17 protein-coding genes are annotated in these 26,870 nt (G+C 47.0%); 10 read left to right on the top strand and 7 right to left on the bottom strand.

Translation table 11 applies throughout. From position 1 onward, the window contains the following. Positions 1–207: 207 nt before the first annotated feature. The 3 genes from EYA81_RS09410 to EYA81_RS19205 form a co-directional block, all read right to left on the bottom strand. The gene (locus EYA81_RS09410) at positions 208–4,161 is read right to left on the bottom strand and encodes a hybrid sensor histidine kinase/response regulator transcription factor (protein ID WP_117964329.1); all 3,954 of its coding nucleotides are present in this window, start codon (positions 4,159–4,161) and stop codon (positions 208–210) included. Between the two features lie 105 nt (positions 4,162–4,266). Further along, complete coding sequence (locus EYA81_RS09405) at positions 4,267–6,084, bottom strand: glycoside hydrolase family 2 protein (protein WP_131225673.1); 1,818 nt, start codon at positions 6,082–6,084, stop codon at positions 4,267–4,269. A gap of 126 nt (positions 6,085–6,210) precedes the next feature. Beyond that, positions 6,211–6,369, bottom strand: a complete 159-nt coding sequence (locus EYA81_RS19205; RefSeq protein WP_165491371.1) for a hypothetical protein — start codon at positions 6,367–6,369, stop codon at positions 6,211–6,213. Between the two features lie 294 nt (positions 6,370–6,663). Here EYA81_RS19205 and mnmG point away from each other — a divergent pair, with 294 nt between their 5' ends. The 6 genes from mnmG (at position 6,664) to deoC (ending at position 12,803) form a co-directional block, all read left to right on the top strand. Then, a complete protein-coding gene (gene mnmG, locus EYA81_RS09400) occupies positions 6,664–8,538 on the top strand; it encodes a tRNA uridine-5-carboxymethylaminomethyl(34) synthesis enzyme MnmG (RefSeq protein ID WP_131225672.1) in 1,875 nt (624 codons plus the stop codon). A gap of 56 nt (positions 8,539–8,594) precedes the next feature. Further along, positions 8,595–9,119: an adenine phosphoribosyltransferase gene (locus tag EYA81_RS09395; protein ID WP_165491370.1), complete on the top strand. Its 525-nt coding sequence runs from the start codon at positions 8,595–8,597 to the stop codon at positions 9,117–9,119. A gap of 104 nt (positions 9,120–9,223) precedes the next feature. Then, entirely contained in the window at positions 9,224–11,044 is a 1,821-nt protein-coding gene (uvrC, locus tag EYA81_RS09390; protein ID WP_131225671.1) for an excinuclease ABC subunit UvrC, read from the top strand. A 79-nt stretch (positions 11,045–11,123) separates the two neighbouring features. Further along, positions 11,124–11,576, top strand: coding sequence for a D-aminoacyl-tRNA deacylase (dtd, locus tag EYA81_RS09385; protein WP_131225670.1), 453 nt, complete (start codon positions 11,124–11,126; stop codon positions 11,574–11,576). Next, on the top strand, positions 11,576–11,914 hold the full coding sequence (locus tag EYA81_RS09380; RefSeq protein ID WP_131225669.1) for a nucleotide pyrophosphohydrolase: 339 nt from the start codon (positions 11,576–11,578) through the stop codon (positions 11,912–11,914). The genes dtd and EYA81_RS09380 overlap by 1 nt, the downstream gene beginning before the upstream one ends. Next, on the top strand, positions 11,901–12,803 hold the full coding sequence (gene deoC / locus EYA81_RS09375) for a deoxyribose-phosphate aldolase (protein WP_131225668.1): 903 nt from the start codon (positions 11,901–11,903) through the stop codon (positions 12,801–12,803). The genes EYA81_RS09380 and deoC overlap by 14 nt, the downstream gene beginning before the upstream one ends. Positions 12,804–12,888: 85 nt before the next feature. On the opposite strand, the gene EYA81_RS09370 is transcribed toward deoC, so the two are convergent. Further along, positions 12,889–13,863, bottom strand: a complete 975-nt coding sequence (locus tag EYA81_RS09370; protein WP_131225667.1) for a polyprenyl synthetase family protein — start codon at positions 13,861–13,863, stop codon at positions 12,889–12,891. Positions 13,864–13,950: 87 nt separating this feature from the next. On the opposite strand from EYA81_RS09370, the gene polA reads away from it, so the two are divergent. Next, the gene (gene polA, locus EYA81_RS09365) at positions 13,951–16,806 is read left to right on the top strand and encodes a DNA polymerase I (RefSeq protein WP_117599891.1); all 2,856 of its coding nucleotides are present in this window, start codon (positions 13,951–13,953) and stop codon (positions 16,804–16,806) included. 278 nt (positions 16,807–17,084) lie between these two features. Further along, a complete protein-coding gene (locus tag EYA81_RS09360; protein WP_005826180.1) occupies positions 17,085–17,477 on the top strand; it encodes a DUF3836 domain-containing protein in 393 nt (130 codons plus the stop codon). Positions 17,478–17,630: 153 nt separating this feature from the next. Here EYA81_RS09360 and EYA81_RS09355 read toward each other — a convergent pair whose 3' ends face one another. Beyond that, positions 17,631–19,418 carry a RagB/SusD family nutrient uptake outer membrane protein gene (locus EYA81_RS09355; RefSeq protein ID WP_022401916.1) on the bottom strand — a complete coding sequence of 596 codons (1,788 nt, stop codon included), beginning with the start codon at positions 19,416–19,418 and terminating at the stop codon, positions 17,631–17,633. 56 nt (positions 19,419–19,474) lie between these two features. Further along, positions 19,475–22,525: a TonB-dependent receptor gene (locus EYA81_RS09350; protein WP_005833923.1), complete on the bottom strand. Its 3,051-nt coding sequence runs from the start codon at positions 22,523–22,525 to the stop codon at positions 19,475–19,477. A 215-nt stretch (positions 22,526–22,740) separates the two neighbouring features. Between EYA81_RS09350 and EYA81_RS09345 the strand changes: the two genes are divergently transcribed. Both EYA81_RS09345 and EYA81_RS09340 read left to right on the top strand, forming a co-directional pair. Next, positions 22,741–24,156 carry a calcineurin-like phosphoesterase family protein gene (locus EYA81_RS09345; RefSeq protein WP_005833924.1) on the top strand — a complete coding sequence of 472 codons (1,416 nt, stop codon included), beginning with the start codon at positions 22,741–22,743 and terminating at the stop codon, positions 24,154–24,156. Between the two features lie 106 nt (positions 24,157–24,262). Further along, positions 24,263–24,886: an HD domain-containing protein gene (locus EYA81_RS09340; RefSeq protein WP_117964338.1), complete on the top strand. Its 624-nt coding sequence runs from the start codon at positions 24,263–24,265 to the stop codon at positions 24,884–24,886. A 270-nt stretch (positions 24,887–25,156) separates the two neighbouring features. Here the strand turns inward: EYA81_RS09340 and EYA81_RS09335 are convergent, their stop codons facing one another. Then, positions 25,157–26,773, bottom strand: a complete 1,617-nt coding sequence (locus EYA81_RS09335; RefSeq protein ID WP_117964339.1) for a family 43 glycosylhydrolase — start codon at positions 26,771–26,773, stop codon at positions 25,157–25,159. Positions 26,774–26,870 lie beyond the last annotated feature (97 nt).

The raw sequence follows: 26,870 nt of genomic DNA, 5'->3' as shown, positions 1-26,870 counted from the left end.
GAACATTGATTAGGATTTGTTACGTCATAGGCATAGGGGTCATAGTATTATAAATTGTTGGTTTTCGGATGCAAATATATCCGCATAAAGCTAAAATTAATGCAAATATCGCTTCAATCTATGCAATTATAAATCCAAAAAATGCCCCTGAGATGTCTCTCAGGGGCATTTGATTGGATTGTTATATTTAGCAAGCATTCCATGCTATCATTTCACGAAGTCTTTGGGCAGAATACCAAATTGTTTTTGGAAGCACTTGGTGAAATAGGAAGGAGTATTGAAGCCGGTCATGTAGCAAACCTCATTGATTTTGCACTCCCCTTCCTTTAAAAGCTGCGCCGCTTTCTTCAACCGCTCCAGGCGGATGTAGTCATTCGGGGTCATATCCAATATGCCCTTTATCTTCCGGTTCAGGCTCGAACGGCTCATGTTCAGCAGGCTTGCCATATCATCCAGACAGAAATCCGGATTCTGCATATTGGCAACCACCACTTCCTTCAATGTTTTAAGGAAAGATTCATCTGCCTTTGTCATTGCCATACTGCCCGTCTGCACAAAAGGAGAATTGACAAAAGAAGCCCGTAGCTTCTCACGGTTGTTCAGCAGATTGGCCACACAAACTTTCAGATATTCCACGGAGAAAGGTTTCTCTATATATACGTCAGCCCCCAGCTTCATTCCCTCTATTTTGGCTTGAAGGGTCGTCTTCGCCGTAAGCAGGATAATCGGTATATGGCTATAGTCAAGCTCGGACTTCAGATGCTCGCACAGCTCCAATCCATCCATCTCGGGCATCATAATGTCTGAAATGACAAGATTTACAGTATGTTCCTTCAACACCTTCAAAGCTTCCACCCCATTCACGGCAGTCAGCACACGATATTCCGAAGAGAGCTGTTTCACAACAAATGCCTGCATTTCCAGACTGTCTTCCACCACCAAAAGAGTATACCGGTGCTGTTCCAAGGCAGTACCTGCACCACTTTCCTCAGAGGATTCCCCGCCCGTTACCGGTTCTTTATGCTCCATAGCCACCGTCTGCTCGTGCTTCAACGGAAGTGACAGCAGGAAACAGTTGTTCTCCATCGAATCTTCCATGCACAACGTACCCTCATGGAGTTCGGCCAATGAACGGGCAAGTGCAAGCCCGATACCGGTGCCGGGCACAGAGCGCAAGGTACCGGTTTTATACTGGATGAACGGCTTGAAAATCTCCTCGCGCATCTCTACCGGAATGACAAGGCCGTCATTGCATACAGAAAGCAGCAGTCTTTCACCTTCCGAATATAGCCTGATGCGTATATAGGTCTCCGAATACTTTATCGCATTGGTCAGCAGATTGCTGATAATCTTGGTAAGCCCTTCCCTATCAACCGAAGCATACAAGCTTTCGGGAGTCTCTATACTCAATGCCAGCCCCCTTTCACGTGCCAAAGGCTTGAAACGCTTATACGTCTTTTGTAAGAGCTCAGACACGTCACATTCCACAAAATTCAATTGGAAGCCTTGCGTCTCCGTCTTCCGGAAGTCCAGCAACTGGTTCACCAAATCAAGCAGCCGGTTAGTGTTCAGTTCCATGGTCTCCAAATCATCCCTGATGTCATCCGAAACAGAACGAGAAGCCAGTACATTCTCGAGCGGACTCTTTATCAGTGTAAGCGGTGTACGTATCTCATGCGCCACATTCGTGAAGAAGTCTATCTTCGCAGCATATAACTCCCGTTCCTTTTCCCGCTCAAACTTGTCCATAGCCTGCTGATGCTTCTGCTGGGTCCGTTTTCTGAAATAGATAATTACAGCAGCCAGTGAGCATAACGCCAATACCGTATAAACAGCATACGCCCAGGTGGAGAGATAGAAAGGAGGATGAATATGGATGTCGAGCACACGTTCCGTCGCGTTCCACTTGCCATCGCTGTTGGAACCCTTTATACGCAATGTATAGCTTCCATAAGGAAGGTTTGAATAGTTGATGATGGAATTCCGTCCTACCGTATACCAGTCGCGGTCAAAGCCTTCCAGCTTACATTCAAGACCATTCATTTCGGGTGCCTGGTAACTCAGGGCCGCAACCTGGAAAGAGAAAGAATTCTGGTCGGCATCCAGCTCTATCTCATCCGCATAGGTGATGCTCTTCTCCAAAGGAGAATCCGGACTATCCACCGAAAGCCGTTTGTTGAACAGATAAAAATCTGTAATCACTACGGGAGGGAGAAAAGTGTTCTCCACAAAAGTTTCCGGGTCAAAGGCTATGAATCCGTTGATACTACCTAAATAGATGCGTCCCTTCTTGTCAATGTAACCGGACTGGAAATTAAACTGGTTGCTCAGCAGACCGTTTGCCGTGGTATAGACATGCTTGCTCTCCGTGTCGGGATTGAAGCAGACCAGACCATAATTGGAAGTAATCCATAAGTTTCCCCGCTTGTCCTCGACCATCTTGTAGATGGTATTGCTCGGAAATCCTTTCGACATGTCATAACGGGTAAAATTGTCCGTTTCCGGATTGTAGCGGCAGAAGCCCTCACCCAGCGTCATGAACCACAGACGCTTCCTGCTGTCTTCGTAGATACTGATTACCTTATTGTAGGGAAGAGAGGTCGAATCATTCTCATTAGACAGATAATTCCTCCACTGCTGGCTTCTTACATTGTAGCAGAACACTCCATTGGAAAAAGTAGCAAACCACAGATTTCCGTTGAAGTCCTCCAGAATGTTATAAGTAAACATATTCTTCAGCTGAGGAATCCGGGTAAAGTCATCTGTGGAGCGATTGTACTTCAACAGACCGGACGTGGTGCCTATCCACACGTCTCCCGTAGTGGTCCTGCAAATGGTAAAGGCGTCATTGGCGACCATGGAATTCTCACTCTCACCCTTGGCATAATGTTTCACCTGCCTGGTCCGAAGATTCACCCGGTTCAGACCACCGGAGAACGTACCTACCCACAAATCATCCCCGTCCAGGCAAAGGCCGTGGACATTCTGATAAATGGCCGGATGCTCAAAAGGCTCTATCTTTCCGTTTTCCGGATTGTAATTGAACAAGCCTTTGTCTTCGGTACCTATCCACAAGGTGCCATCATTACTTTCACAGATTTCCCGTACACGACGGCCGAAATGCCTGAGATTGTCTCTCGGATAGAACTTCTCGAAATAAGTCCACTGATAAGGGCAATAGTTCACTCCACCGAAATAAGACCCTATCCACATGCCGTTCTCCTTGTCGCAGCAGAGCGAATAAATAGCATTGTCCGATAATGCATACGAATCATCCTGGTCGGGAACGGTCAAATGGGTAATCTTGTCATTCGTCAGATTGTAAATATACAAGCCGGACTCTGCGCCCACCCACAGCTCGTCGTCAGATTTGAACTGCAAAGCCCTCACATAGGTGTTCAGCAGTTTCCGCGTCTTGCCTGTAGTCTGGTTTATCTCGGTCAGCCCGTTCAGCGAGGCGATATACACACAATTATGGGGTCCGCTGACCTGCCAATTGATAATATCATTCTTGAAAATCTCATTTCCTTCCGCGTCCTTGAAAGGCTGCAGAGGAGTTTCAAAGTCAGCTTTCGTATAGTAAAGATTATCCGCATACAAGGCCAGCCAACACGTATTCCCATTCAGCCAAAAGCGGGTTACATTGGGCAGTCCCGAATCGTGCAGATGGTTTAGCAACCTCCCTTCATCCGGTTTATAGCAGAACAACCCCTGGTTTTCTACCGATATCCAGATATTATCGTCCTCGTCACTTCCAATCATGGTGACGAAATCCCTGATGATACTGCCGTTATCACTGGCCTCATCGAAAGCGGTAAAGGAATCCAGTACCGGGTCATAAATAAAGACTCCCCCATCGGTACCAATCCAGATATTGCCCCGGCGGTCCTCGTAGAGCGCAGTTATGAAATTCTTGCCTAAACCGGAATTCTCTTTCTTGTAAATACGGAAAGACAATCCGTCATAACGGTTCAGACCGTCCTTGGTTCCGAACCACATAAAGCCTTTCCTATCCTGCAAAATCTGATACACGGTGTTCTGCGAAAGACCGTTCCGGATATCCATCGTTCTGAAATAGTAATGAACAGCATCCTGCGCACAAACCGGCAATACCGCCCATAGGCACAGACTAAGGAAAAGCTTTATAATCAATCGTTTCATAACAACATTTTTAATGTACAATTTACCATTTACAAAGTATAATTTAACTATGCAGATGACAGCGCAGCCAAATTATACTTTGTAAATGGTAAATTGTAAATGCCCCTATTTCTTAAGTGAATTGCAAATGCGTGTATTTATCTCCTTCACGCGTTTCTCATCCAGCTTTATCACCTTGCGGTCGTAAGTCATCAGACCGTTCACTTCCACCTCCACATCCGTGGTCTGTGTATAGACGGCCGCCGAGAAACCTCTTTTTATCATCTGATACAGCATATCGGCATATTTCACGTACTCATCAGTCACTTCTTTGGAAGAGTTGAACTGAACATATCCCCAATTGCGGTTCGGTTCCCAAATATGGTCTTTCAAGACAAGGCCGATGCCGCCATACTCACCCAAAACCGTGGCACGCTGTGCATCATACAGATACATTTCCGGTTGAGGATAGTTGTGGAGGTCGAGCATGTCACCGCAGGTATAATGGTTACCGCCACTTGCCGGATTCACCAGACGGGTCGGGTCATATTGTTTCGTCCATTCAGCCACCTCTACCGTCTTGAACTGTCCCCAAGCTTCGTTGAACGGTACCCATGTACCGATACACGGATAAGAGTAGAGGCAATCCATTATTTCCTTCCATTCCTTGTGATAATAGGCTTCGGATTCGGCGGAGCGTTTCAGTTCTGTTCCGTCGAAATAGCGGCGGTTCTGCCATTCCGGATTACGGTCACCGCTCGGCATATCCTGCCATACGATGATACCCAAACGGTCACAATGTGTGTACCAACGTGCCGGTTCCACCTTGATATGCTTGCGAATCATATTGAAACCGAAATCTTTCGTCTTCTGTACATCGTACAGCAAAGCCTCGTCTGTGGGAGCTGTATACAGTCCGTCGGGCCACCAACCCTGATCCAGCGGTCCGAACTGGAACAAAGCCTCGTTATTCAGTTCCAGACGTACGATGCCATCCGCGTCACGACGGGTGGAGTACTTACGCATGGCAGCATAGCTGTCCACCTTATCCACTACCTTGCCTCCGCTTTTCAGCGTCACTTTCAGCGTATAGAGGAAGGGGGAATCCGGACTCCACAACTTGGCATTCCGGGGCATGGACACCTCCACCGGCTCTGCATTGATACTTTTGCCGGTGGCTACCAGTTGATTGCCGTCATACACATTCACTTCCACAAAGTCGGAAGGGCATGCCTTATTCAATTCAGCCTTCACTGTCAGCATATTACGGTCAATATCGGGAGTAATACGGAGGTTCTCGATATGTTTTCCGGCAACCGGCTCCATCCATACCGTCTGCCAGATACCGCTTACGGGAGTGTACCAGATACCTTCCGGATTGCTGACCTGCTTTCCACGGGGTTGAGGCCCTTTATCCGTTGGGTCCCAAACTTTTACGACCAACTGATTATTGCCTTTGCCAGAAAGGGCGGCAGTAATATCGAAAGAGAACGGAGTAAATCCCCCCGTATGGCTGCCTACTTTCACATCATTCACCCATACATCCGTTTTCCAGTCGACAGCACCAAAGTGCAACAGCACTTGTTTTCCCTTCCAGGCAGAAGGAATTTCAAAACTGCGCTGGTAGACCAGTTCCTGGTTTTCATTGATTCTTTTTCCAACTCCGGACAAGGAGGATTCGATGGCAAAAGGAACAAGTATCTGCCCTTCGAACTCTGCCGGAAGATGCTCACCTTTATTTATAACGGCATAATTCCACAGTCCGTTCAAGTTCTTCCAGTCACTCCGTTCCATGATGGGACGAGGATATTCGGGCAACACATTCGCGGGATTGATCTGGGATGCCCAGTCCGTTTTGATTTTATCACCTGCCGGCTTCCATTGCGCCGAACTTCCGATTGCAAACAACGTCAAGAATGACGATATGAGGAAAAATCTTCTCATAGTATTATAACTTTATTATTGGTTTCTACGAAAGCAAAGATAAGCCGATTCAGAAAAAAAGAATAGAAATTTCGAGCCAATAAATAGTATTTTTGTGGAATATCAAGGTATTACCGTCTCATTTTATCAAAGGAATCCATCAAAGGCATCTTTCTGACAGTTTTGCCAACCTGCTGACAGAAATACCGTACTCAGTACATTCAAGATTGTAAAGTTACCTTCGATATCGGTCACTACCCCCATAACCAGACAGACAATGATTAACAAGAAGAATTTCTTTCTCATGCTTCTCTTCCTTAAAATTAATCAATCAAAACGCTTTTTAATATTCAATCACTGCAAAGATATGTCTCTTTTTCAAAAAGAAAAGTAATCACACTAAAAAGTTTTATTTTGATTACATTACAGACCAAATACAAGCAATATGTCTCCAGTTAAAGAAATCCAGAAAATAAGTATGATACCGAATGCAGAAATATAAGCAATGCCAAAGAAGATATATCCGGATTTTAAGATATGACACGTCCCGGCATACAACTTTTTTCGTAACTTTGCACAGTTTTAAAATACACTGAACGAATGGAGTTTAAGTATGACGTTATTGTAATAGGTGCCGGACACGCAGGATGCGAGGCCGCTGCCGCTGCCGCAAACCTGGGCTCGAAGACTTGTCTTATCACAATGGATATGAACAAAATCGGACAGATGAGTTGTAACCCGGCAGTGGGAGGCATCGCCAAAGGACAGATAGTACGCGAAATAGACGCCTTGGGAGGATATATGGGATTGGTGACAGACCAGACAGCCATACAGTTCCGTATACTGAACCGTTCCAAAGGTCCCGCTATGTGGAGCCCACGCGCACAGTGCGATCGCAACAAATTCATCTGGGCATGGAGAGAAATCCTGGAAAATATCCCCAACCTGCATATCTGGCAAGATACCGTGCAGGAAATCCTCGTTGAAAACGGTGAGATTACAGGAGTAGTAACACTATGGGGAGTAACGTTCCATGCCAAATGTGTAGTACTCACCGCAGGAACTTTCCTCAACGGACTGATGCACGTGGGACGTACCATGCTTCCGGGTGGACGTATGGCAGAACCTGCATCCTACCAATTAACCGAGTCCATCGCCAAACATGGCATCACATTCGGACGCATGAAGACGGGAACCCCCGTACGCATAGACGGACGCAGCGTGCATTATGAGGATATGGAAATTCAAGACGGAGAATGTGACTTCCACAAGTTCTCGTTCATGGATACTCATGTACGCCATTTGAAACAGCTCCCTTGCTGGACTTGTTTCACCAATGAAGAGGTACACCGGGTTCTGCAGGAAGGCCTGCCGGATTCTCCCCTTTTCAACGGACAAATCCAAAGTATCGGCCCACGTTATTGCCCCAGTATAGAGACCAAGATTGTGACTTTCCCCGACAAGCCGCAGCACCAGCTTTTCCTGGAGCCCGAAGGGGAAACAACCCAGGAGCTCTACTTGAATGGATTCTCTTCTTCATTGCCCATGAACATCCAGATTACAGCATTGAAAAAGATACCGGCATTCAGAGATTTGGTCATCTACCGCCCGGGCTATGCCATCGAATACGACTTCTTTGACCCCACCCAACTGAAACATACGCTGGAGACGAAGAATATAAAGAACCTGTTCTTTGCCGGACAAGTAAACGGAACAACCGGTTACGAGGAAGCTGCCGGACAAGGAATCATGGCAGGCATCAACGCCCACATCAATTGCCACGGCGGAGAACCATTCACCCTTGCAAGAGATGAAGCATATATCGGCGTTTTAATCGATGACTTGGTAACAAAAGGTGTGGACGAGCCTTACCGTATGTTTACTTCCCGTGCCGAATATCGCATCCTGCTCCGTATGGATGATGCGGACATGCGACTCACGGAAAAAGCCTGGAAGCTGGGACTCGCCAAGGAAGAGCGGTACAAGCTGCTGACAGAAAAACGTGAAGCCGTGAACCGAATTATAGACTTCGCGCGGAATTATTCGATGAAACCGGCATTAATCAATCCGGTATTGGAACAGCTCGGCACTACTCCACTGCGCCAAGGATGCAAATTGATAGATTTGATAAACCGACCGCAGGTAACAATTGAAAACATTGCCGAACATGTCAGCGCCTTTAAACGAGAACTGGATAAAATATCCGATAGAAAAGAAGAAATTGTAGAAGCTGCAGAAATACTCATCAAATACGAAGGATACATCGGACGCGAACGGATTATTGCGGATAAGTTGGCAAGATTGGAAAGCATCAAGATAAAAGGAAAGTTTGACTATAATTCCATCCAATCCCTTTCCACCGAAGCCAGACAGAAGCTGGTGAAGATAGATCCGGAAACAATAGCCCAAGCGAGTCGGATTCCGGGAGTATCTCCGAGCGACATCAACGTGCTACTGGTACTTTGCGGACGATAGAGCGCAAAGTTCCACGTGAAACAAAGAATTCAACAAACCTATTAAATAAACTGATTATGAGCAAAGAAACGCTTGCTAAAAGCATTCGGGAAATACCCAACTTCCCCATTCCAGGAATTCTATTCTACGACGTAACTACCTTGTTCAAGGAACCTGCCGCCTTGCAGGAGCTCTCGGACACACTGTACGAGATGTATAAGGACAAAGGAATAACCAAAGTAGTGGGTATAGAATCAAGAGGTTTCATTATGGGCCCCATTCTCGCCACCAGACTGGGAGCAGGCTTCGTTCCTATCCGCAAGCCGGGAAAACTTCCTGCAGAAACCATTGAAGAAAGCTATGATAAAGAATATGGCAAAGATACCGTACAGATGCACAAGGATGCCATTAATGAAGACGATGTAGTTTTGCTGCACGACGACTTACTGGCAACCGGTGGAACAATGGAAGCTGCCTGCAAATTGGTGAAGCAGATGAGCCCCAAGAAAGTGTATGTAAACTTCATCATCGAGCTGAAAGAGCTTCATGGCAAGGATGTGTTTGGGGATGATGTAGAAGTGGAATCGGTGCTATCGCTATAAATTTGTCAAACGCAACGACACAGAGGCACAGAGTACTCTTAGCTGAGAGTTGATGTTATCCATCATTTTACTCCTCTTATCCTCCACCTTTTCATCATACCATTATGGAAGAACTCAGAACTAACGACTACCTCAAAGGGATTGTATCCAACCTTCCCGAAAGTCCCGGTATTTACCAATATTTGAATACCGAAGGGACCATTATATATGTAGGAAAGGCAAAGAATCTGAAGCGAAGAGTGTCTTCCTACTTCAACCGGGAGCACGAACCGGGAAAGACGAGGGTGCTGGTCAGCAAGATTGCAGATATCCGATATATCGTGGTGAATACGGAAGAAGACGCGCTATTGTTGGAAAACAATCTTATCAAGAAATACAAGCCACGCTACAACGTACTGTTGAAAGACGACAAAACATATCCTAGCATCTGCGTGCAGAACGAATACTTTCCACGCGTATTCAGAACCCGGAAGATAATCCGTAACGGTTCCTCCTATTATGGCCCTTACAGCCATATACCTTCCATGTACGCATTACTCGACCTCATCAAGCATCTGTACCCCTTACGTACATGCCACCTGAACCTCTCTCCGGAAAACATACGTGCCGGAAAGTTCAATGTTTGCCTGGAATATCACATCAAGAACTGTGCAGGGCCTTGCATCGGCAAGCAAAGCCAGGAAGAGTATCTGAAAAACATCGCTGAAATCAAGGAAATCCTCAAAGGGAATACCCAAGAGATAGAAAGGATGCTCTTCCAGCAAATGCAGGAGTTGGCAACCGAAATGAAGTTTGAAGAAGCACAGAAGATAAAGGAAAAATACCTGCTGCTGGAAAACTACCGGGCAAAATCGGAAGTGGTAAGCAACGTGCTGCATAATATCGACGTATTCTCCATTGAAGAAGACAATGATGGAAAATCCGCTTTCGTCAACTACCTGCACATTACGAACGGCGCCATCAACCAGGCTTTCACCTTCGAATACAAAAAACGGCTGAACGAAACCAAGGAAGAGCTGCTCTCCCTCGGCATCATCGAAATGCGGGAAAGATACAAAAGCCTTTCACGTGAAATCATCGTACCTTTTGAGCTAGATATGGAGCTGAAAGATGTCGTTTTCACCATCCCGCAACGGGGAGACAAAAAGAAGCTACTGGAACTCTCCATCCTCAACGTGAAGCAGTACAAAGCCGACCGCCTGAAACAAGCCGAAAAGCTGAATCCGGAGCAACGAACTGTGCGCCTGCTGAAAGAGATACAACAAGAGCTGCACCTGGACCGCCTGCCCATACAGATAGAATGTTTCGATAACTCCAACATCCAAGGTTCCGACCCCGTGGCCGGGTGCGTAGTCTTCGTCAAGGGAAAACCCTCCAAGAAAGATTATCGCAAGTATAACATCAAGACCGTAGAGGGACCGGATGACTATGCCTCCATGAAAGAAGTCGTAAAACGGCGCTATCAGCGCGCCATAGAAGAGAAAACTCCCCTGCCCGACCTTCTTGTCACCGACGGTGGAAAAGGGCAAATGAGCGCCGTAAAAGAGGTGATAGACGAACTTGGCCTGAACATCCCCATCGCCGGGCTTACCAAGGATGGCAAACACCGCACTTCCGAACTGCTGTACGGTTTCCCTCCCCAGACCATCGGATTGAAACAGAACACCCCCCTCTTCCGATTGCTGACGCAGATTCAGGATGAAGTGCACCGCTTCGCCATTACCTTCCACCGCGACAAACGCAGCAAACGGCAGATTGCCTCTGCACTGGACGAGATAAAAGGCATCGGCGAAAAGACGAAAAGCGCATTGCTCAAGGAGTTCAAAAGCGTGAAACGTATCCGCGAAGCATCTGCCAAGGAGCTTGCCACCGTGGTGGGAGAAGCGAAAGCCAAAATCATCCAGACCTATTTTTCAGAGAAATAATGACTGATAAATCAGCCTGCAAAACCATGCACACAACGAATTAATTCGTAACTTTGTTCCCTCAAAAGACAAGAATAACATGAGAGTAGTGATACAACGTGCCGGACACGCTTCCGTCACCATCAACGGAACCTGCAAAGCCTCCATTGGAAAAGGCCTCATGATACTCGTAGGCATCGAAGAATCCGATGGAAAAGAAGATATTGACTGGCTTTGCAAGAAGATAGTCAACCTGCGCATTTTCGATGACGAAAACGGCGTGATGAACAAATCCATTCTTGAGGCAGGCGGCGAAATACTGGTTATCAGCCAGTTCACCCTACACGCCTCCACCAAGAAAGGTAACCGCCCTTCCTACATACGGGCAGCACGACCGGAAATATCCGTCCCGCTGTACGAACAATTCTGCCGGGAACTGAGTTTAGCATTAGGTAAAGAAATAGGTACCGGCGAATTTGGTGCCGATATGAAAATAGAACTGATGAACGATGGTCCCGTAACCATCTGTATGGATACAAAAAACAAGGAATAATGACGTTAGAAGAAGCACAGAAACAAGTGGATTCCTGGATAAAGGAATACGGAGTACGCTATTTCAGCGAACTCACCAACATGGCCATACTGACCGAAGAAGTGGGCGAAATGGCCCGCGTCATGGCCCGCAAGTATGGAGACCAGTCCTTCAAAGAAGGAGAAAAAGACAACCTCGAGGATGAAATGGCAGATATTCTCTGGGTACTTCTCTGTATTGCAAACCAGACCGGAGTGAACCTGACAGAGGCTTTCCGCCGTAACTTCGAGAAGAAAACCAGACGTGACCAGACAAGACATATCAATAATCCTAAATTGAAAGACCATGGAGAAAAATGAGCCTACCCAGAGTAAGTATGACGCCGCCCTGGCAAAGTACAACACCCAACTGGATGATGCAGAAATAGCTGCACAAGCTGCCAGAATCATTGCAGAGAAAGTACCGGCAAACAATACACCGGAGGTAAAGAAATTCCTGTTCAACTGCATTGACCTTACCACCCTGAAGAGTGAAGACAGCGATGAAAGCGTCATGAAATTCACCCAGAAAGTGAATAAATTCGACGAAGAGTTCCCCGACCTGAAGAATGTGGCAGCCATCTGTGTATACCCCAATTTTGCAGAAGTCGTAAAAGATACGCTGGAAGTGGAGGATGTAAAAATAGCTTGTGTATCAGCAGGTTTCCCCTCCTCCCAGACTTTCATTGAAGTGAAAGTGGCAGAAACTGCCATGGCACTGATGGAAGGCGCCGATGAAATAGACATCGTTATTTCGGTGGGCAAGTTCCTGGCTGGAGACTATGAAAGCATGTGCGAGGAGATACAAGAACTCAAAGCAACCTGTAAAGAGCACCACATGAAGGTAATTCTCGAAACCGGAGCTTTGAAGACGGCTTCGAACATCAAAAAAGCATCCATCCTTTCCATGTATTCGGGTGCCGATTTCATCAAGACTTCCACCGGCAAGCAACAGCCTGCCGCCACACCGGAGGCCGCTCTGGTTATGTGCCAGGCCATCAAGGAATATCACGAGCTGACGGGTATCAAGGTAGGCTTTAAGCCCGCAGGAGGAATCAACTGCGTGAACGACGCACTGATTTACTACACCATCGTCAAGGAAGTGCTCGGCGAAGAATGGCTGAACAACGAACTGTTCCGCTTGGGAACCAGCCGTCTTGCTAACCTGCTGCTTTCGGAAATCAAGGGCGAGGAAATGAAATTCTTTTAAGAGGAAGTTGCATTTACCTATAAATAAAGCCTGATGGAATGGATTCCATCAGGCTTTTTCATATTATCAACCGGAAATAGTTCCGTTATTTTTCCCGTTCCACCACATAGTCCAGATACCCGGTAAGCGCTGCTTTTACCTCCGTATCGGGCAAAGAAGCCAGCAAAGAAAGGGCCTTTCCCTTATAATCATGCATCACTTGCGAAGCATACTCTATGCCACCATGCTGCTTGGTAAACTCGATTAAATGGACTATTTCACTAGGCGTTGCCTCTCCGTTCTTTATCTTCACGGCAATCTCTTCCGCTGTTTTATTCTTCACGGTATTGAGTACATGGAGTACGGGCAGGGTCAACTTCCCTTCCACCATATCATTTCCGGTAGGTTTGCCTATCTCCTTGCTCTCGGAGTAATCGAAAATATCATCCTTTATCTGAAAACAAAGCCCGATATATTCACCGAACAGACGCGCAGATTCCGCCATTTCATCGCTGGCTCCCACCGAGAGCGCGCCCGCCTTCGTACAAGCAGCAAAGAGCACGGCCGTCTTCTTGCGGATAACGTCGAAATAGACTTCCTCGGAGAAATGGAGATTGCTGACGTTGGAAAGCTGCAGAAGTTCACCATCTGCCAAATCCTGCCCCAGGCAGGAGACGATGTCGATAATGTCATGGTTACGGGTCATGCCCACTTGCACCAACGCTGTTGCAAGCAGATAATCGCCTGCCAGCACGGCTACCTTATTATTGAAAATGGCATTAACGGAGAGTTGTCCACGGCGTTCAGTACTTTCATCCACTACATCATCGTGTACAAGGCTTGCATTATGGAGAAGTTCCAGTGCAACCGCAGCATGCAGGGTTGCAGGACATACTTTACCGAAAAGCTTCGCAGCCAGAAGCACCAGAATGGGGCGCATCATCTTCCCGTTCTTCTGCCGGATATGCGCAATCACGCTGTTCAGCAAAAGGTTGGAACTGGAAAGGGTACTTTCAAAAAGTTTCTTGAAGTCCTCCAGTTCCTCAGAAATCGGAGATTTTATCAATGATGAGTTGTCCATGCATCGCTATTTGCCTACAAAAATAGTAATAAAACGGTTAATACGGTATTTTTTTGTACTTTTACCATGAAAAAAAGGATTAAATGTATGAATTCAATCGATAAACTGTTTTTGCTCGATGCCTACGCACTGATATATCGGGCCTATTACGCGTTCATCAAGAACCCGAGAACCAACTCAAAAGGATTCAACACCTCGGCCATTCTGGGCTTTGTAAACACCCTGGAAGAAGTGCTTAAAAAAGAGAATCCCACACACATAGGAGTAGCCTTCGACCCGTCAGGCCCTACCTTCCGCCACGAGGCCTACGAGCAATACAAGGCACAGCGCGAGGAGACACCCGAGACCATCCGCCTTTCCGTACCTATTATAAAGGATATCATCCGCGCCTACCGCATCCCCATCCTTGAGGTGGCCGGCTATGAAGCGGACGACGTGATAGGCACGCTTGCCACCGAAGCAGGGCGGCAGGGCATCACCACCTATATGATGACACCCGACAAGGACTACGGCCAGCTGGTATCGGACCGCATCTTTATGTACCGCCCCAAGCACACCGGCGGATTCGAAGTGATGGGTACCGAAGAAGTAAAAGCCAAATTCAACATACAAACCACCGAGCAAGTCATCGATATGCTGGGACTGATGGGCGATGCTTCCGACAACATCCCCGGCTGTCCAGGTGTGGGCGAGAAAACCGCACAGAAGCTGATTGCCGAATTCGGCAGCATCGAGAACCTGCTGGAACACACCGACCAACTGAAAGGCGCACTGAAAACGAAGGTGGAGACAAACCGGGAGATGATTACCTTCTCCAAATTCCTTGCTACCATCAAAACAGATGTCCCCATCCGGCTCGATATGAATTCGCTCGTCCGGGAAGAACCGAACGAAGAAGAACTCCGCAAGATTTTCGAAGAGTTGGAATTCCGCACACTCATCGACCGGATACTCAAAAAAGGAAACGGCAACTCTTCCTCCCCCACCCCAACCTCTCCGACACCCGACCTCTTTGCCGGCACTCTGTTTGCCCAGCCGCAAACCTCCAATCCCGAAAACAGCGCCCCCGTTCAAGGCGATTTGTTTGCAAATTTTGCGGGCGAGGGGACGGGAGCTTCTGAAAATTCAAATCTGAAGCGGTTAGAAATGCTCGATGTAGACTATCAACTCATTGATACAGAAGAGAAAAGAAAGGGAATTATTCAAAAGTTGCTTACAAGCGAAATTCTCTCAATAGATACAGAGACTACCGGAACCGAGCCAATGGATGCCGAACTCGTGGGAATGAGCTTCAGTGACGCCGAAAATCGGGCATACTACGTACCCGTACCTGCTGAACGAGAGGAAGCCTTAAAAATTGTAAACGAGTTCCGCCCCCTCTTCGAAAACGAGAAATCCATGAAGGTGGGACAAAATATCAAGTACGATATGATTATCCTCCAGAATTACGGAGTCCGGGTGAAAGGCAAGCTTTTCGACACCATGCTCGCCCATTACGTGCTTCAACCCGAACTGCGACACAACATGGACTATCTGGCGGAAATCTACCTGCACTACCAGACCATCCACATCGATGAGCTGATTGGAGCGCGAGGCAAAAACCAAAAGAACATGCGCGACCTTCCACCCGAAGATGTCTACCGTTATGCCTGCGAGGATGCGGACGTCACCCTCAAACTGAAAAACGTGCTGGAAAAGGAACTGAAGGAGCAAGGTGCCGAACATCTGTTCTACGAAATAGAGATGCCGCTCGTCCCCGTACTTGTCAATATAGAGAGCAACGGAGTGCTGCTCGATACGGAAGCATTGAAGCAGTCGTCCCAGCACTTCACTGTCCGCCTGCAGGAGATTGAAAAGGAAATCTACGAGATGGCTGGCGAGACATTCAATATCAGCTCCGCCAAGCAGGTAGGCGAAGTGCTGTTCGACAAGCTGAAAATCGTGGAGAAAGCGAAAAAGACCAAGACCGGACAATACGTCACCTCCGAAGAGGTGCTGCAAAGCTACCGCAGCAAGCACGACATCATCGGGAAGATACTGGAATACCGCGGACTGAAGAAACTGCTGAGCACCTATATAGATGCCCTGCCCCAGCTCATCAACCCACGTACGGGCCGCATACACACCTCCTTCAACCAGGCGGTAACCGCTACCGGACGCCTCAGCTCCAGCAATCCCAACCTGCAGAACATCCCCATCCGCGACGAAGACGGAAAGGAAATCCGCAAGGCGTTCATCCCCGACACCGACTGCGAGTTCTTCTCTGCCGACTACTCGCAGATAGAGCTGCGCATCATGGCACACCTCAGCGAAGATAAGAACATGATAGACGCCTTCCTCAGCGGACACGACATCCACGCCGCTACCGCTGCCAAGATATATAAGATAGATATAAACGACGTAACCGCCGACATGCGCCGCAAGGCAAAAACGGCAAACTTCGGCATCATCTACGGCATCTCCGTCTTCGGGCTTGCCGAACGCATGGGCGTTTCCCGCCAGGAAGCCAAAGAGCTGATAGACGGCTACTTTGAAACCTACCCACAAGTGAAGGAGTATATGGACAAAAGCATCCAAGTGGCACGCGAGAACGGCTATGTGGAAACCATCTTCCACCGCAAGCGCTTCTTGCCGGACATCAACTCAAGAAACGGGGTGGTACGGGGCTATGCCGAACGGAATGCCATCAACGCTCCCATCCAGGGAAGTGCCGCCGACATCATAAAAGTAGCCATGGCACACATCTATCAGCGCTTCCAAGCTTACAATCTGAAAGCAAAGATGATTTTACAGGTCCATGACGAACTAAATTTCAGCGTTCCAGAGGCAGAAAAAGAGCTTGTACAGAAAATCGTAATCGAAGAGATGGAGCAGGCATATCGCATGTACGTACCCCTGAAAGCCGATTGTGGGTGGGGAAACAACTGGTTGCAGGCACACTAAACAGCCCAATAACTTTATTTAACTTACAATCAGAAAGCAACAGAAGCAATCCTTTCCAAATACAGTTTGCTCATCAGAATATCCGGCAACCTCGCTGCCGGATATTTTTTATTCACCAATCTTGCCAAAAGGAAAGCATACCGGAACCCTCACTACTGACATATTGATAAAATTTAATCCGATATTTATATTTATGTCAATTTAATACGTACCTTTGCAGCGAAATCAATGACATATTGATAGAAAATAGAAAGTTAAACTAAAAAAGACATAAAACCATGAAAGCAAAAGTATCTTTAAAAACAGTGATTGTTTCAGCACTTCTCTTAGTTTGCGGATTAAATGCCTCAGCCGACAATAAGAGCAACCTCATTTACAATTCGGAAGAAGTAAATGGCATGAAGGTGGCAGAGACCGTATACAAGATGGACGGAAACACGCTTGCCAACTATATGAAGTACAATTATAAGTACGACGACCAGAACCGCATGACGGAAAGCGAAGCCCTGAAATGGAACAGCACCAAGAATACATGGGGCAAGGACATGTGCATCCGCTATGCATACCAAGGCAAGACGATGACTACCACATACTACAAATGGAACAACAAGAAAGGCGAATACATACTGGTTCCCGAGATGACAGTAATCATGGACAACCCTAACATGTAATTGACAAACTCTCTCTTAAAGTAAGAAATCTTATTCCTAACAACAATAACCGAAACCTTTCATAAAAGAGCCGGAATGATTCGCACATTCCGGCTCTTTTATTATATCTTGAAAAACAAATCCTTTCCGTCAGATACCAATAACCTTACACGATTAGTATCCTGGATTGTTTTCTATAATGGCACTGTTTGTATCAATCTCACTTTGGGGAAGCGGCCAAAGTTCATCCTTTCCTTTGATATACTTCATCGTGTTATACACACGGAGATTCAGTGCTTTCCCATCCCAAGAACTACCTTCTGAATATGCCGGATGCCAGTTGTCATCAAATGAAGGCTTGGCATTGGACATAAGCCCTTTTTGATTGGGAGCATAAATCTTACCTGTCATCACTGTAGAAGCCATACCCCAACGACGGAGATCAAACCAACGAAAACCTTCATTACAAAGTTCAACAGTACGTTCGTAACGTAATGCCTTTCGGAGTCCGCTCTGCGAAGTAACTACCACATCGGGCATTCCTACACGATTACGAATTATATTGATGTCCGTTCGTGCTAACTCCAGATTGCCATCAGCCATTTCAATATTGGCTTCTGCCTCTATTAGATAAACCTCTGCTAAACGCATCAAGCCGCAATTAAGATCACTGGTTTCATGGTTGGAGATTGCAGCTCTTTCCAACTCGGCTATATCCAAATATTTCCTCCAGAGATATCCAGCAGGACCTTTAGTGCCATTGGCACCGTATACGCCCTTGGTTCCCTGTGACTCCATGTTTGTCACGTCCTTGCCCGTGCTATAGTCGTGAATCTTTTTACTGGTAGTGGAAGTCTGGAATTCTAGATTGAATATGCGTGAACCAGGTCGCAAACAGAAAAGATCCAGACGAGGGTCCCGGTTTTGCCAAGGGTTCTGCCAGTCATACAGAGAAGATTCCGTAATCGATTTGCCATCCTTGCATTGAAACATATCAACAAATGTTTGTGTAGGACCAAAATAGGCGCATCCTCCCAGTGTACGTGGAGCCATGTAATATGCCTCCTTGGTTTTATTACTGGATATTACCGCATCATACTGCACGGACCAGAGCCACTCATTGCTTGCCTCACCGTCATAACCAAACAGAGCCGTCTGACCGGTTGGCTCTCCTGCCTCATGACTTTCTCCACAATACTGTGTATTGATGGATTCCAATTCAAAGCCTGCCTCCTTAGCCAAATTCAAGGCTTGTTTGGCCGAACTGGCAGCCAAGTCATACTTTTTCCAATTCAAGGCAATACGGGCACGTAACGCATACGCTGCTACCCGTCCGATGCGTGCACTGCCATAGCTTTCTGCTTTATGGCGGAGTGGAAGGTTAGCCAAACACTCGTCGCTAAGATCCGAAAGCAGATTCTCTACAATGGTCTCTCTCGGTGTACGTGGGGTCTGGCTGTCATTTATACCCGCTGTGTGGACCACATACGGCAAGTCTCCATAGTGCTGGCAAGCTTGATCATAACAGAATGCCCGTATGCACAGCAGCTCTGCCCGTATACTCTCTATATCCGTATCAGAGGCTGTGCCACGCAGATTATCCAGCGCATCGAGAAGCTGGTTGATACGTGCCACGGTCTTATACACGCAATTATAAAGCTTGTTTGCCACCGCGTTTTCAGCAGAAGCTCCGGAGGTGATTAATTCCGTATACATAGCCGTGTTGACACGTGTAGCACCAATATCGGTAATATTGTCTGTCACCTTCCACCAGGTGGTGGTGCTGGCACTATAAGCTGTCAGAGATGAGTAAACAGCGTTCAAACCGAAATTCGCCTCTTCCATACTCGAAGGATAAGAGGCAGAAGACGGTGAAGTGAGTGGTTCAAGGTCGAGTGAACAAGCACCGAGACCTAATAGAGACAGCGAAAGGAGTGCTGTATAAATATTGTTTCGTTTCATATCATTTTTTCTTTTTATGTCTTCTTGAATACAGACGGTTTCCCTATTCCGGCTAATCAGAATTTGATGTCAACGCCAAAAGTGAAGGCTTTCGTCTGGGGATAATTGTTTGCCGCACCCAGAGATACCCCATCTGTTGCTGATGCGTTATAGTTGACTTCGGGGTCATAGCCATCCCAAAAGTCAGTAAAAGTCAAGAGATTCTCAGCATTGGCATAAATGTAGGCAGACTTCAGTCCGATGGCTTTCATCCATTTGGAGGGCAGGTCGTAACCCAGCTGCAGGTTCTTCAGACGCAGGTAAGCGGCACTCTTCATCCAGAAGGATGATGTATAGGTGTTGTTACTGCTCTTATAAGAGAGGCGAGGCGTGGATGCATCATGATTCTGCTCCGTCCAATAGTCAAGGTGTTCCTTGCGGTAGGTTCCTCCCTGATAGCAAGGCATCACATAGTAGGAATTGAGATAACCGTCGGCCTTGCCAACTCCTTGCAAGAAAGCCGAAAGACGAATTCCTTTGTATCCCACTCCTAAATTAAAGCTATAACTATAGCGTGGAACTGTACTTCCGATAATCGTCTTGTCATCTGTAGTAATTTTGTTGTCTCCGCTGACATTCCGGTATTTCAGGTCACCGGGATATACGGTTGTACCGAATTGGGGACAGTTGGCATTGATTTCGTCCGCTTCTTCTTGTGAATTGATGAAACCGTCGCATATCAATCCGTAAATGGAGTTAATGGAAGACCCCTCTTGGTTACGAATATCACCGCTTGTGCTGCTTGTGCCCCGCATGTCGGTGATGGTGTTTTTCACGTCGCTCAGCGTAAGGGCGGCATCCAGCGAAAAGTCCCTCGTCAGCTTCTTGCTGTAGCCTACGCTTAGCTCCCATCCCTGGTTTCTTACCTTGCCGGCATTCTGGAAGGGAGCACCCATACCAATGTGGTTGGGGATGTCCAGCTTCATCAGGATACCATCCGTTATCTTCCTATACCAGTCGGCAGTGATGTTGATACAGCCGAACAGTGAAAGATCTATGCCTAAGTCAGTCATGGTAGAAGTCTCCCATGTAAGGTCCCTATTGGAGAGCGAGGTAACAGCAGAGGTCGTGTAAAGATTACCTCCCATAGATATAGAGCCCGTAGAGAGTTGCTGAGTAGTGGGATAATAGGAACTTCCGATATTCTGGTTGCCCAGTTTGCCCCAAGAGGCACGTAATTTCAGATTATCCACTCTATCGCGTATAGATTCCATAAAGGGTTCCTCGCTGATGCGCCATGCTGCAGAGAATGAAGGGAACACGCCATATCGGTTACCCTCTGCAAATCTGGAAGAACCGTCGGTACGGATATTGGCCTCCACAAGGTAGCGTTCCTTGTAGTTGTAATTCAAGCGGCCAAAGAAGGAGTTGATGGCCCATTGGTACTCCCCTCCTCCATTGTTCATGTTCTCAATGTTACCGGCATCAATTTGGTCATATTGAGGGAAGTTGAATACTTGACGATAGGCAGAAAGAGTCTTTTCTGTATAGGTCTGACACTCCATACCTGCCATTACTTTGAAGTAGTGGTCATCCAGCTGTTTCTCATAGTTGGTCAGTGCCTGTGTGTTCCAGTAGAAGTAACGGTAGGCCGATTCTGTAAGCGAGTTGTAGGTTTCGCCGCTCTTGAAGCTGGTAGTACCTTCCGGGTCACCATACGTGGTGACAGAATTCTTATAGTTATGGTTATTCTTGGTGATATAACGTGGAGTGGCTTGAACTGACACATTCCATCCATCGAGAATCTTATAGGTCAGAGCCATCGCCATGGTAGCACGGATAACATTGTTTTTCACAATACCGCCTTCACGCAACAACAGCACGGGGTTATTGCCCATCAGACCATTTGCCCCATTATAAAGACCAGTAGTAAATTGATTGACAATGTTCGGGGTTCGGGTGTTCATATAATTGAAGGCATGTCCTTCGTAGGGAGAACTATTTTTATTGGCATTGCTTACTTGTATGTCAAACTTCATGTCCAGACGGTCGCTAAGCTTGATGTCCATATTGTTGCGTACAGAGATTTTACGGTAAGAGGAATTGACCACTATACCCGTCTGGTCCAGATACCCTATAGAAGTAAGTGTCTTGATACGTTCTGATGAAGAAGTCAGAGTAAGCGTATGCCCATGGTTGAATCCGTTTTCTGTAAGAATCAAGTCCTGCCAGTCTGTATTAGGATAGATGTCCGGGTCAGTAGCCATGCCAGCCACATATTCCCTTATATATTCATCACTATAGGGCAGGTCGGATCCGTCGTTACCTGCTGCCACATTTTCCAATTGCATATATTCCAATGCATCCACTTTTTGAGGAAGCATCGTTGCGCCTTGGAATCCAAAATATCCTTTATAGGATATGCTGAACTTGTCTTGACTGCCACCCCGTTTGGTAGTCACCAGAATGACACCATTGGCAGCACGTGAACCATAGATGGATGCAGATGCAGCATCTTTCAAGACGGACACTGACTCGATGATGTTAGGATCCACTTCATCTATGGTTCCTTCTACGCCATCGACCAACACCAACGGGGCGGCACTATCACCACCGAAGGTTCCGATACCACGTATACGTATATGACCGCCATTGCCGCCTGGCTCACCGCTCTGTGTAGTGACAGTTACACCTGCAGCCATGCCTTGCAGAGCCGAAGATACGTTTGATACTCGACGGCTTGCAAGCTTCTCGCTGTTAAGCGAAGAAACCGAGCCTGACAGATTAACCTTCTTGTTAGTGCTATAACCTACCACTACCACGTCGTTAAGCAATTGTGAGTCTTCATCCAGTACCACATGAATGAAGTTCTCCCCTGCAGTCTTCAGCTTGAGGGTACGGAAGCCGATGTAGGATACGATGAGTTCCGCGTCTTCGATGGTTTCAAAATTGAAGTTGCCGTCCACATCGGTAATGGTTTTCTCGGGAGAATGGGTCACTTGAATTGTAGCACCGGGAAGTGGATTATTGAACCGGTCCACCACTTTACCTTTGACGGGTTTCAGTGAAGCTGCGACTACATTCAACGAAACAAGCAGCCCACAGACACACACAAAGGATTTAATCATTCTTGTTTTCATTAGTTTCTATGATGATTTTAATTTCGGCTGCAAAAGAATGGATGCTGTATTACAGACTTGTGTCACTTCTGTGATTTTGATATGACACCGGATGAGAGCCCGACATATGTAACTTGAACGTAACCCCATAGAAACGACGAAGTAATTTCACTCACCTATTTTTGCTCTCAATTCAAACAACAAATAATTGAAAGAGAAAAGCAATGAACAAAAAGAACATTTTTTACGCCGCATTGCTGCTTATGGCAATAGGGGCAGAAGCTAAAGAGATTAAAGGCAAAGTCATGGCCGACGGCAAGGGGCTGGCCAAAGTTGTAGTAACCGATGGCACCGCATTCGCTCTTACCAGTGAAGACGGAAGCTATATGATTGATGCTGATGAGAAGGCCCACTTTATCTATGTAGTGACACCTTCAGGCTATATGGCTCCTTGCAACGGGGGTACTCCCGTCTTCTATAAGACTCTGAACGAGAACAGCCACGATTTCCAGCTCCATCGCTGGGGAACAGTAGGAGGCAAATACGCCATGATGGCAGCAGCCGATACACAACCGCGCGGAGAGAACGCATTCCATCGGCTTGAAACGGAAGCTTTCCCCGACCTCAAGCAAGTGGGCTTTGAATATATGAGCCAGAATATTCCTGCTTTCGCCATCTTCTTGGGCGACATCTTATGGGATAACCTGGAAATGTTTCCCCACATCAAGCAAGAGATAGCAAAGATCCAAATTCCCATCTATCCGGTTATCGGCAACCACGACCACGACAAGGAGGTGAGCGACGATGATGCCAGTGCACATCTTTATCGGCATTTCTTTGGACCCACTTACTATGCGTTCAATGCTGGAAAAGACTATTATATCGTTTTGGACAATATCCTTTATAAAGGAAACAAGAAGTATGAGGTGGGGCTCAATGATCAGCAGCTCAATTGGGTGAAGAGCTATCTGCAGTACGTCCCCAAAGGGGCTCATCTGTTTGTTTGCATGCATGCTCCGGCATACTTCTATAACGAGAACTACAAGTTGGGACGCGTAGCCGAGTTACTCGACCTTTTCGAGGGTTATAAGGTAGATATTCTCAGTGGTCACACTCATGTACAATGCAACACACAAATCAGAAACAACATTCGTGAGTACAATATCGCCTCCATCGGAGGCGCGTGGTGGTTATGGGACGGCATCTATAGCAAAGACGGTACCCCTATTGGCTACCAAGTATTCGAATCCGGCAAGAACGGAATTGCAAATTATTTCAAGTCATTAGGACATGACCGTGACTATCAGTTCCGTTACTATCCCGTGGGTACAGTACCCGGCCATGAAGACGAACTCTGCGTCAAGGTATGGAATTGGGATAACCGCTGGAAAGTGGAATACTACGAAGACGGGAAGTTGAAAGGCGAAATGAAGCAGTATAAAGGCATGGATCCTGATTATGATTTCTTCCTGCAGCGCAAAGCTGTCACAGAGGGAAAGGATATGAAGGAACGTGGTCGCCAAGCTAACAAGAATGCTTATTTCTTTTTCTCTACAAAACCGAGCGATAAAGCAAAGAAAATAAAAATCGTGGTGACTGACGCCAACGGGAAAAGCTACGAGCAGTCTTTGGAACATTAAGTAAACAGACAGATAGTAATCGGTACCTGATTATGAGCCATTCCCTGCTCCTCGTTATTCAGCTATCGGTTATTATTCGTACCTTTACCCGAAAAAGGAATGCCACATGATACCCAAGACCCTCATTACCTACATCGAGACAGCAATCATTCCCCGGTACAAGGAGTTTGACAAGGCACACAACCTCTCACACGTCCGCACCGTCATCGAAGAAAGCCTTGCCCTCGCCCGGCAATATCCCGAAGCGGACGAACGCCTGGCATACGTCATTGCCGCCTACCATGACACGGGACTGTGCCGCGACCGCGCCACCCACCACCTTGTCTCCGGCGAGATACTGATGGCGGACTCCACCCTGCGGCAATGGTTCTCCGACACGGAAATCCTCCTCATGAAAGAAGCCGTAGAGGACCACCGGGCCTCTACAGACCACGAACCTCGTAGCATCTACGGCAAGATTGTTGCCGAAGCGGACCGTATCATCGACCCGGACATCACTCTGCGCCGCACCGTGCAGTACGGATTGAAACAGAATCCTGCCGCCGACAAGGAGTGGCACTACCAGCGGTTCCATCAGCATCTCATGGCAAAATATGCACCCGGCGGTTATCTGAAGCTCTGGTTTCCCGAGGGCAAGAATGCGGAACAGCTGAAGAAGCTCCAAGCCATTATCGCAGACGAAGGACAGCTGCGGCAAGTTTTCAACCGAATATTCGAGGAGGAAAAGTAATAGCGGTATCAATGAAGCATATGCCCCATTTCATTTCCGACTATGGAAACGATTTGTTTCCTATAATGGAACAGAGTGTTCTCTATAAGGAAACAAAGTGTTTCCTATAACGGAACAAATCGTTTTATCCCGTCGAAACAAGTCGTTTCATACAAGAGAAACAATCTGTTCCGACGGGGTGTAACAAAGTGTTCAGTACTGTGAACTAATACAATAGCTCTATTTAGAAGGTCTCACAAGATAAGTATCCGCCTCCATAAATATAAAGACTTATAGGCGTGCCAACATGAGGAAATCATAAAACTCACAGATGGACTGGCCTTCGGTCTCTGATTCGAAGACAAAGAAGAGCGGCTGCTTTCCCTTATGCAGCTTTGCCGGAATAGAGAGCGAAGCATAGAACTCCCTGCAAGTGCTGCCAGCCTTCACATTCACAAGTCCTATCTCTACACCGCCTTTTGTTGTCCAAGGGCTACCCAGCATGATGCGGATGCGCCCGTCGGTATCTTCAGCCTTCAACCTTAACTGCATCTGCAAAGACTTATCTCGCGGAACGGCATTCATATTCAAGTATTTATATCCTACAATCGACCCACTTGTGTTATTCACCACCGGAGCGAACGGGATTTTGTGGTTGTTATCGCCGGCATAGGGATTATTATCCCGGTACACAGGCCGGATATAAGACCCCGTATACACATAATGGGGATAGACCTCTTTGATTCCTCCGGGATTGGTGTGCCAACAAGCCAGCCCGGCCGAGATGCGCTGCATAGGATTGAGCCCTTCAAGAAGGAAGCCTTCAGAATTGAACTCTCCGCGTGAAATCACGACTTTCCCGCCTTTTCCTTTTTCCACCTTTACATCAATGGCCGACACCATAGCTTGGCGTGCATAGCAATCGGTACCTATCTGGCGATGATAGAACACGTACCATTGCCCTCCTATCTTGCAGATACTGCCATGCGTATTTCCACCGGGCATGGCCGAAGCTATCACATTGCCTTTTTCATCATATTCGCGCGCACGGGCATCGATGATTGTTCCGCCATAGGTCCAGGGACCCAGAGGATGCTCGCTGTAGGCATAGGCCAACGTATAGTTGCTTGCATTGGGCAGACCATCTTCACCCTCAGCGGTAGTACGGCTATAGATAAACACATACTTATCCTCAATCTTGCGGATGGAGGATGCCTCAAAGAAGCGGAATATACCTTCCTGCCGATAGCCTGAAATCATGTTCTCCACCACTTCGGTACCCGGCTTTACCGTGCACATAGTAGTGGGGTCCAACTCCGCGCCATGCGAAATGCCAAATCCCCAATAACCATACACACGTCCATCATCATCGACAAACACTGCGGGGTCGAATCCCAAACAACCGAAAGTCTCGCGAGGACGCTCCTTATGCCAGTTGCATACCGTAAACGGGCCATCGGGACGGTCGCTTTTGGCAATCATGGAATTGCGCCCACCACCTTGATTATTCGGAAAGAGGTAGTAAGTTTTCTTACCATCGGCATCGGTAGTTACTGTCACGTCAGGGGCAAAAAGCACGTCGTCGGTTCCATCAGCATTCAGTTTATACAGTTCGGGCGACTCATTGACTTTAAATATCACGCCGTCATATCTCCAACGGGTCAGGTCCTCTACGGGTGCCGACCACACCACCTGGTCACGTCCGCAATACATCCACTTGAGATTATCGTGCGAACCATAAATATAAAGACGGTACTTGCCGGGACAGTCAGGATCCTCAAACACATAGGGCTCACCATCAGGAATAAATTCCCAAAGCGGCAGATAAGGATTCTGTGCAGATAATGTAAAAGACAGACCGATGAGACATGAGAAAATCATCAGAATTTTTCTTACTTTGTTTTTCATAATCGCATTGATTTATAGAATGATACTTAAATTTATAATTGCGACAAAACTATCAATTTATCATTTTACTCTCGTGCTTTTAATGCAAATTAACATA

The sequence above is a fragment of the Bacteroides sp. A1C1 genome (genome assembly GCF_004328515.1).
Taxonomy (GTDB): domain Bacteria; phylum Bacteroidota; class Bacteroidia; order Bacteroidales; family Bacteroidaceae; genus Bacteroides; species Bacteroides uniformis.
Note: the sequence above shows the minus strand (reverse complement) of the source record. Positions and strands in the feature narration are given on the sequence as shown.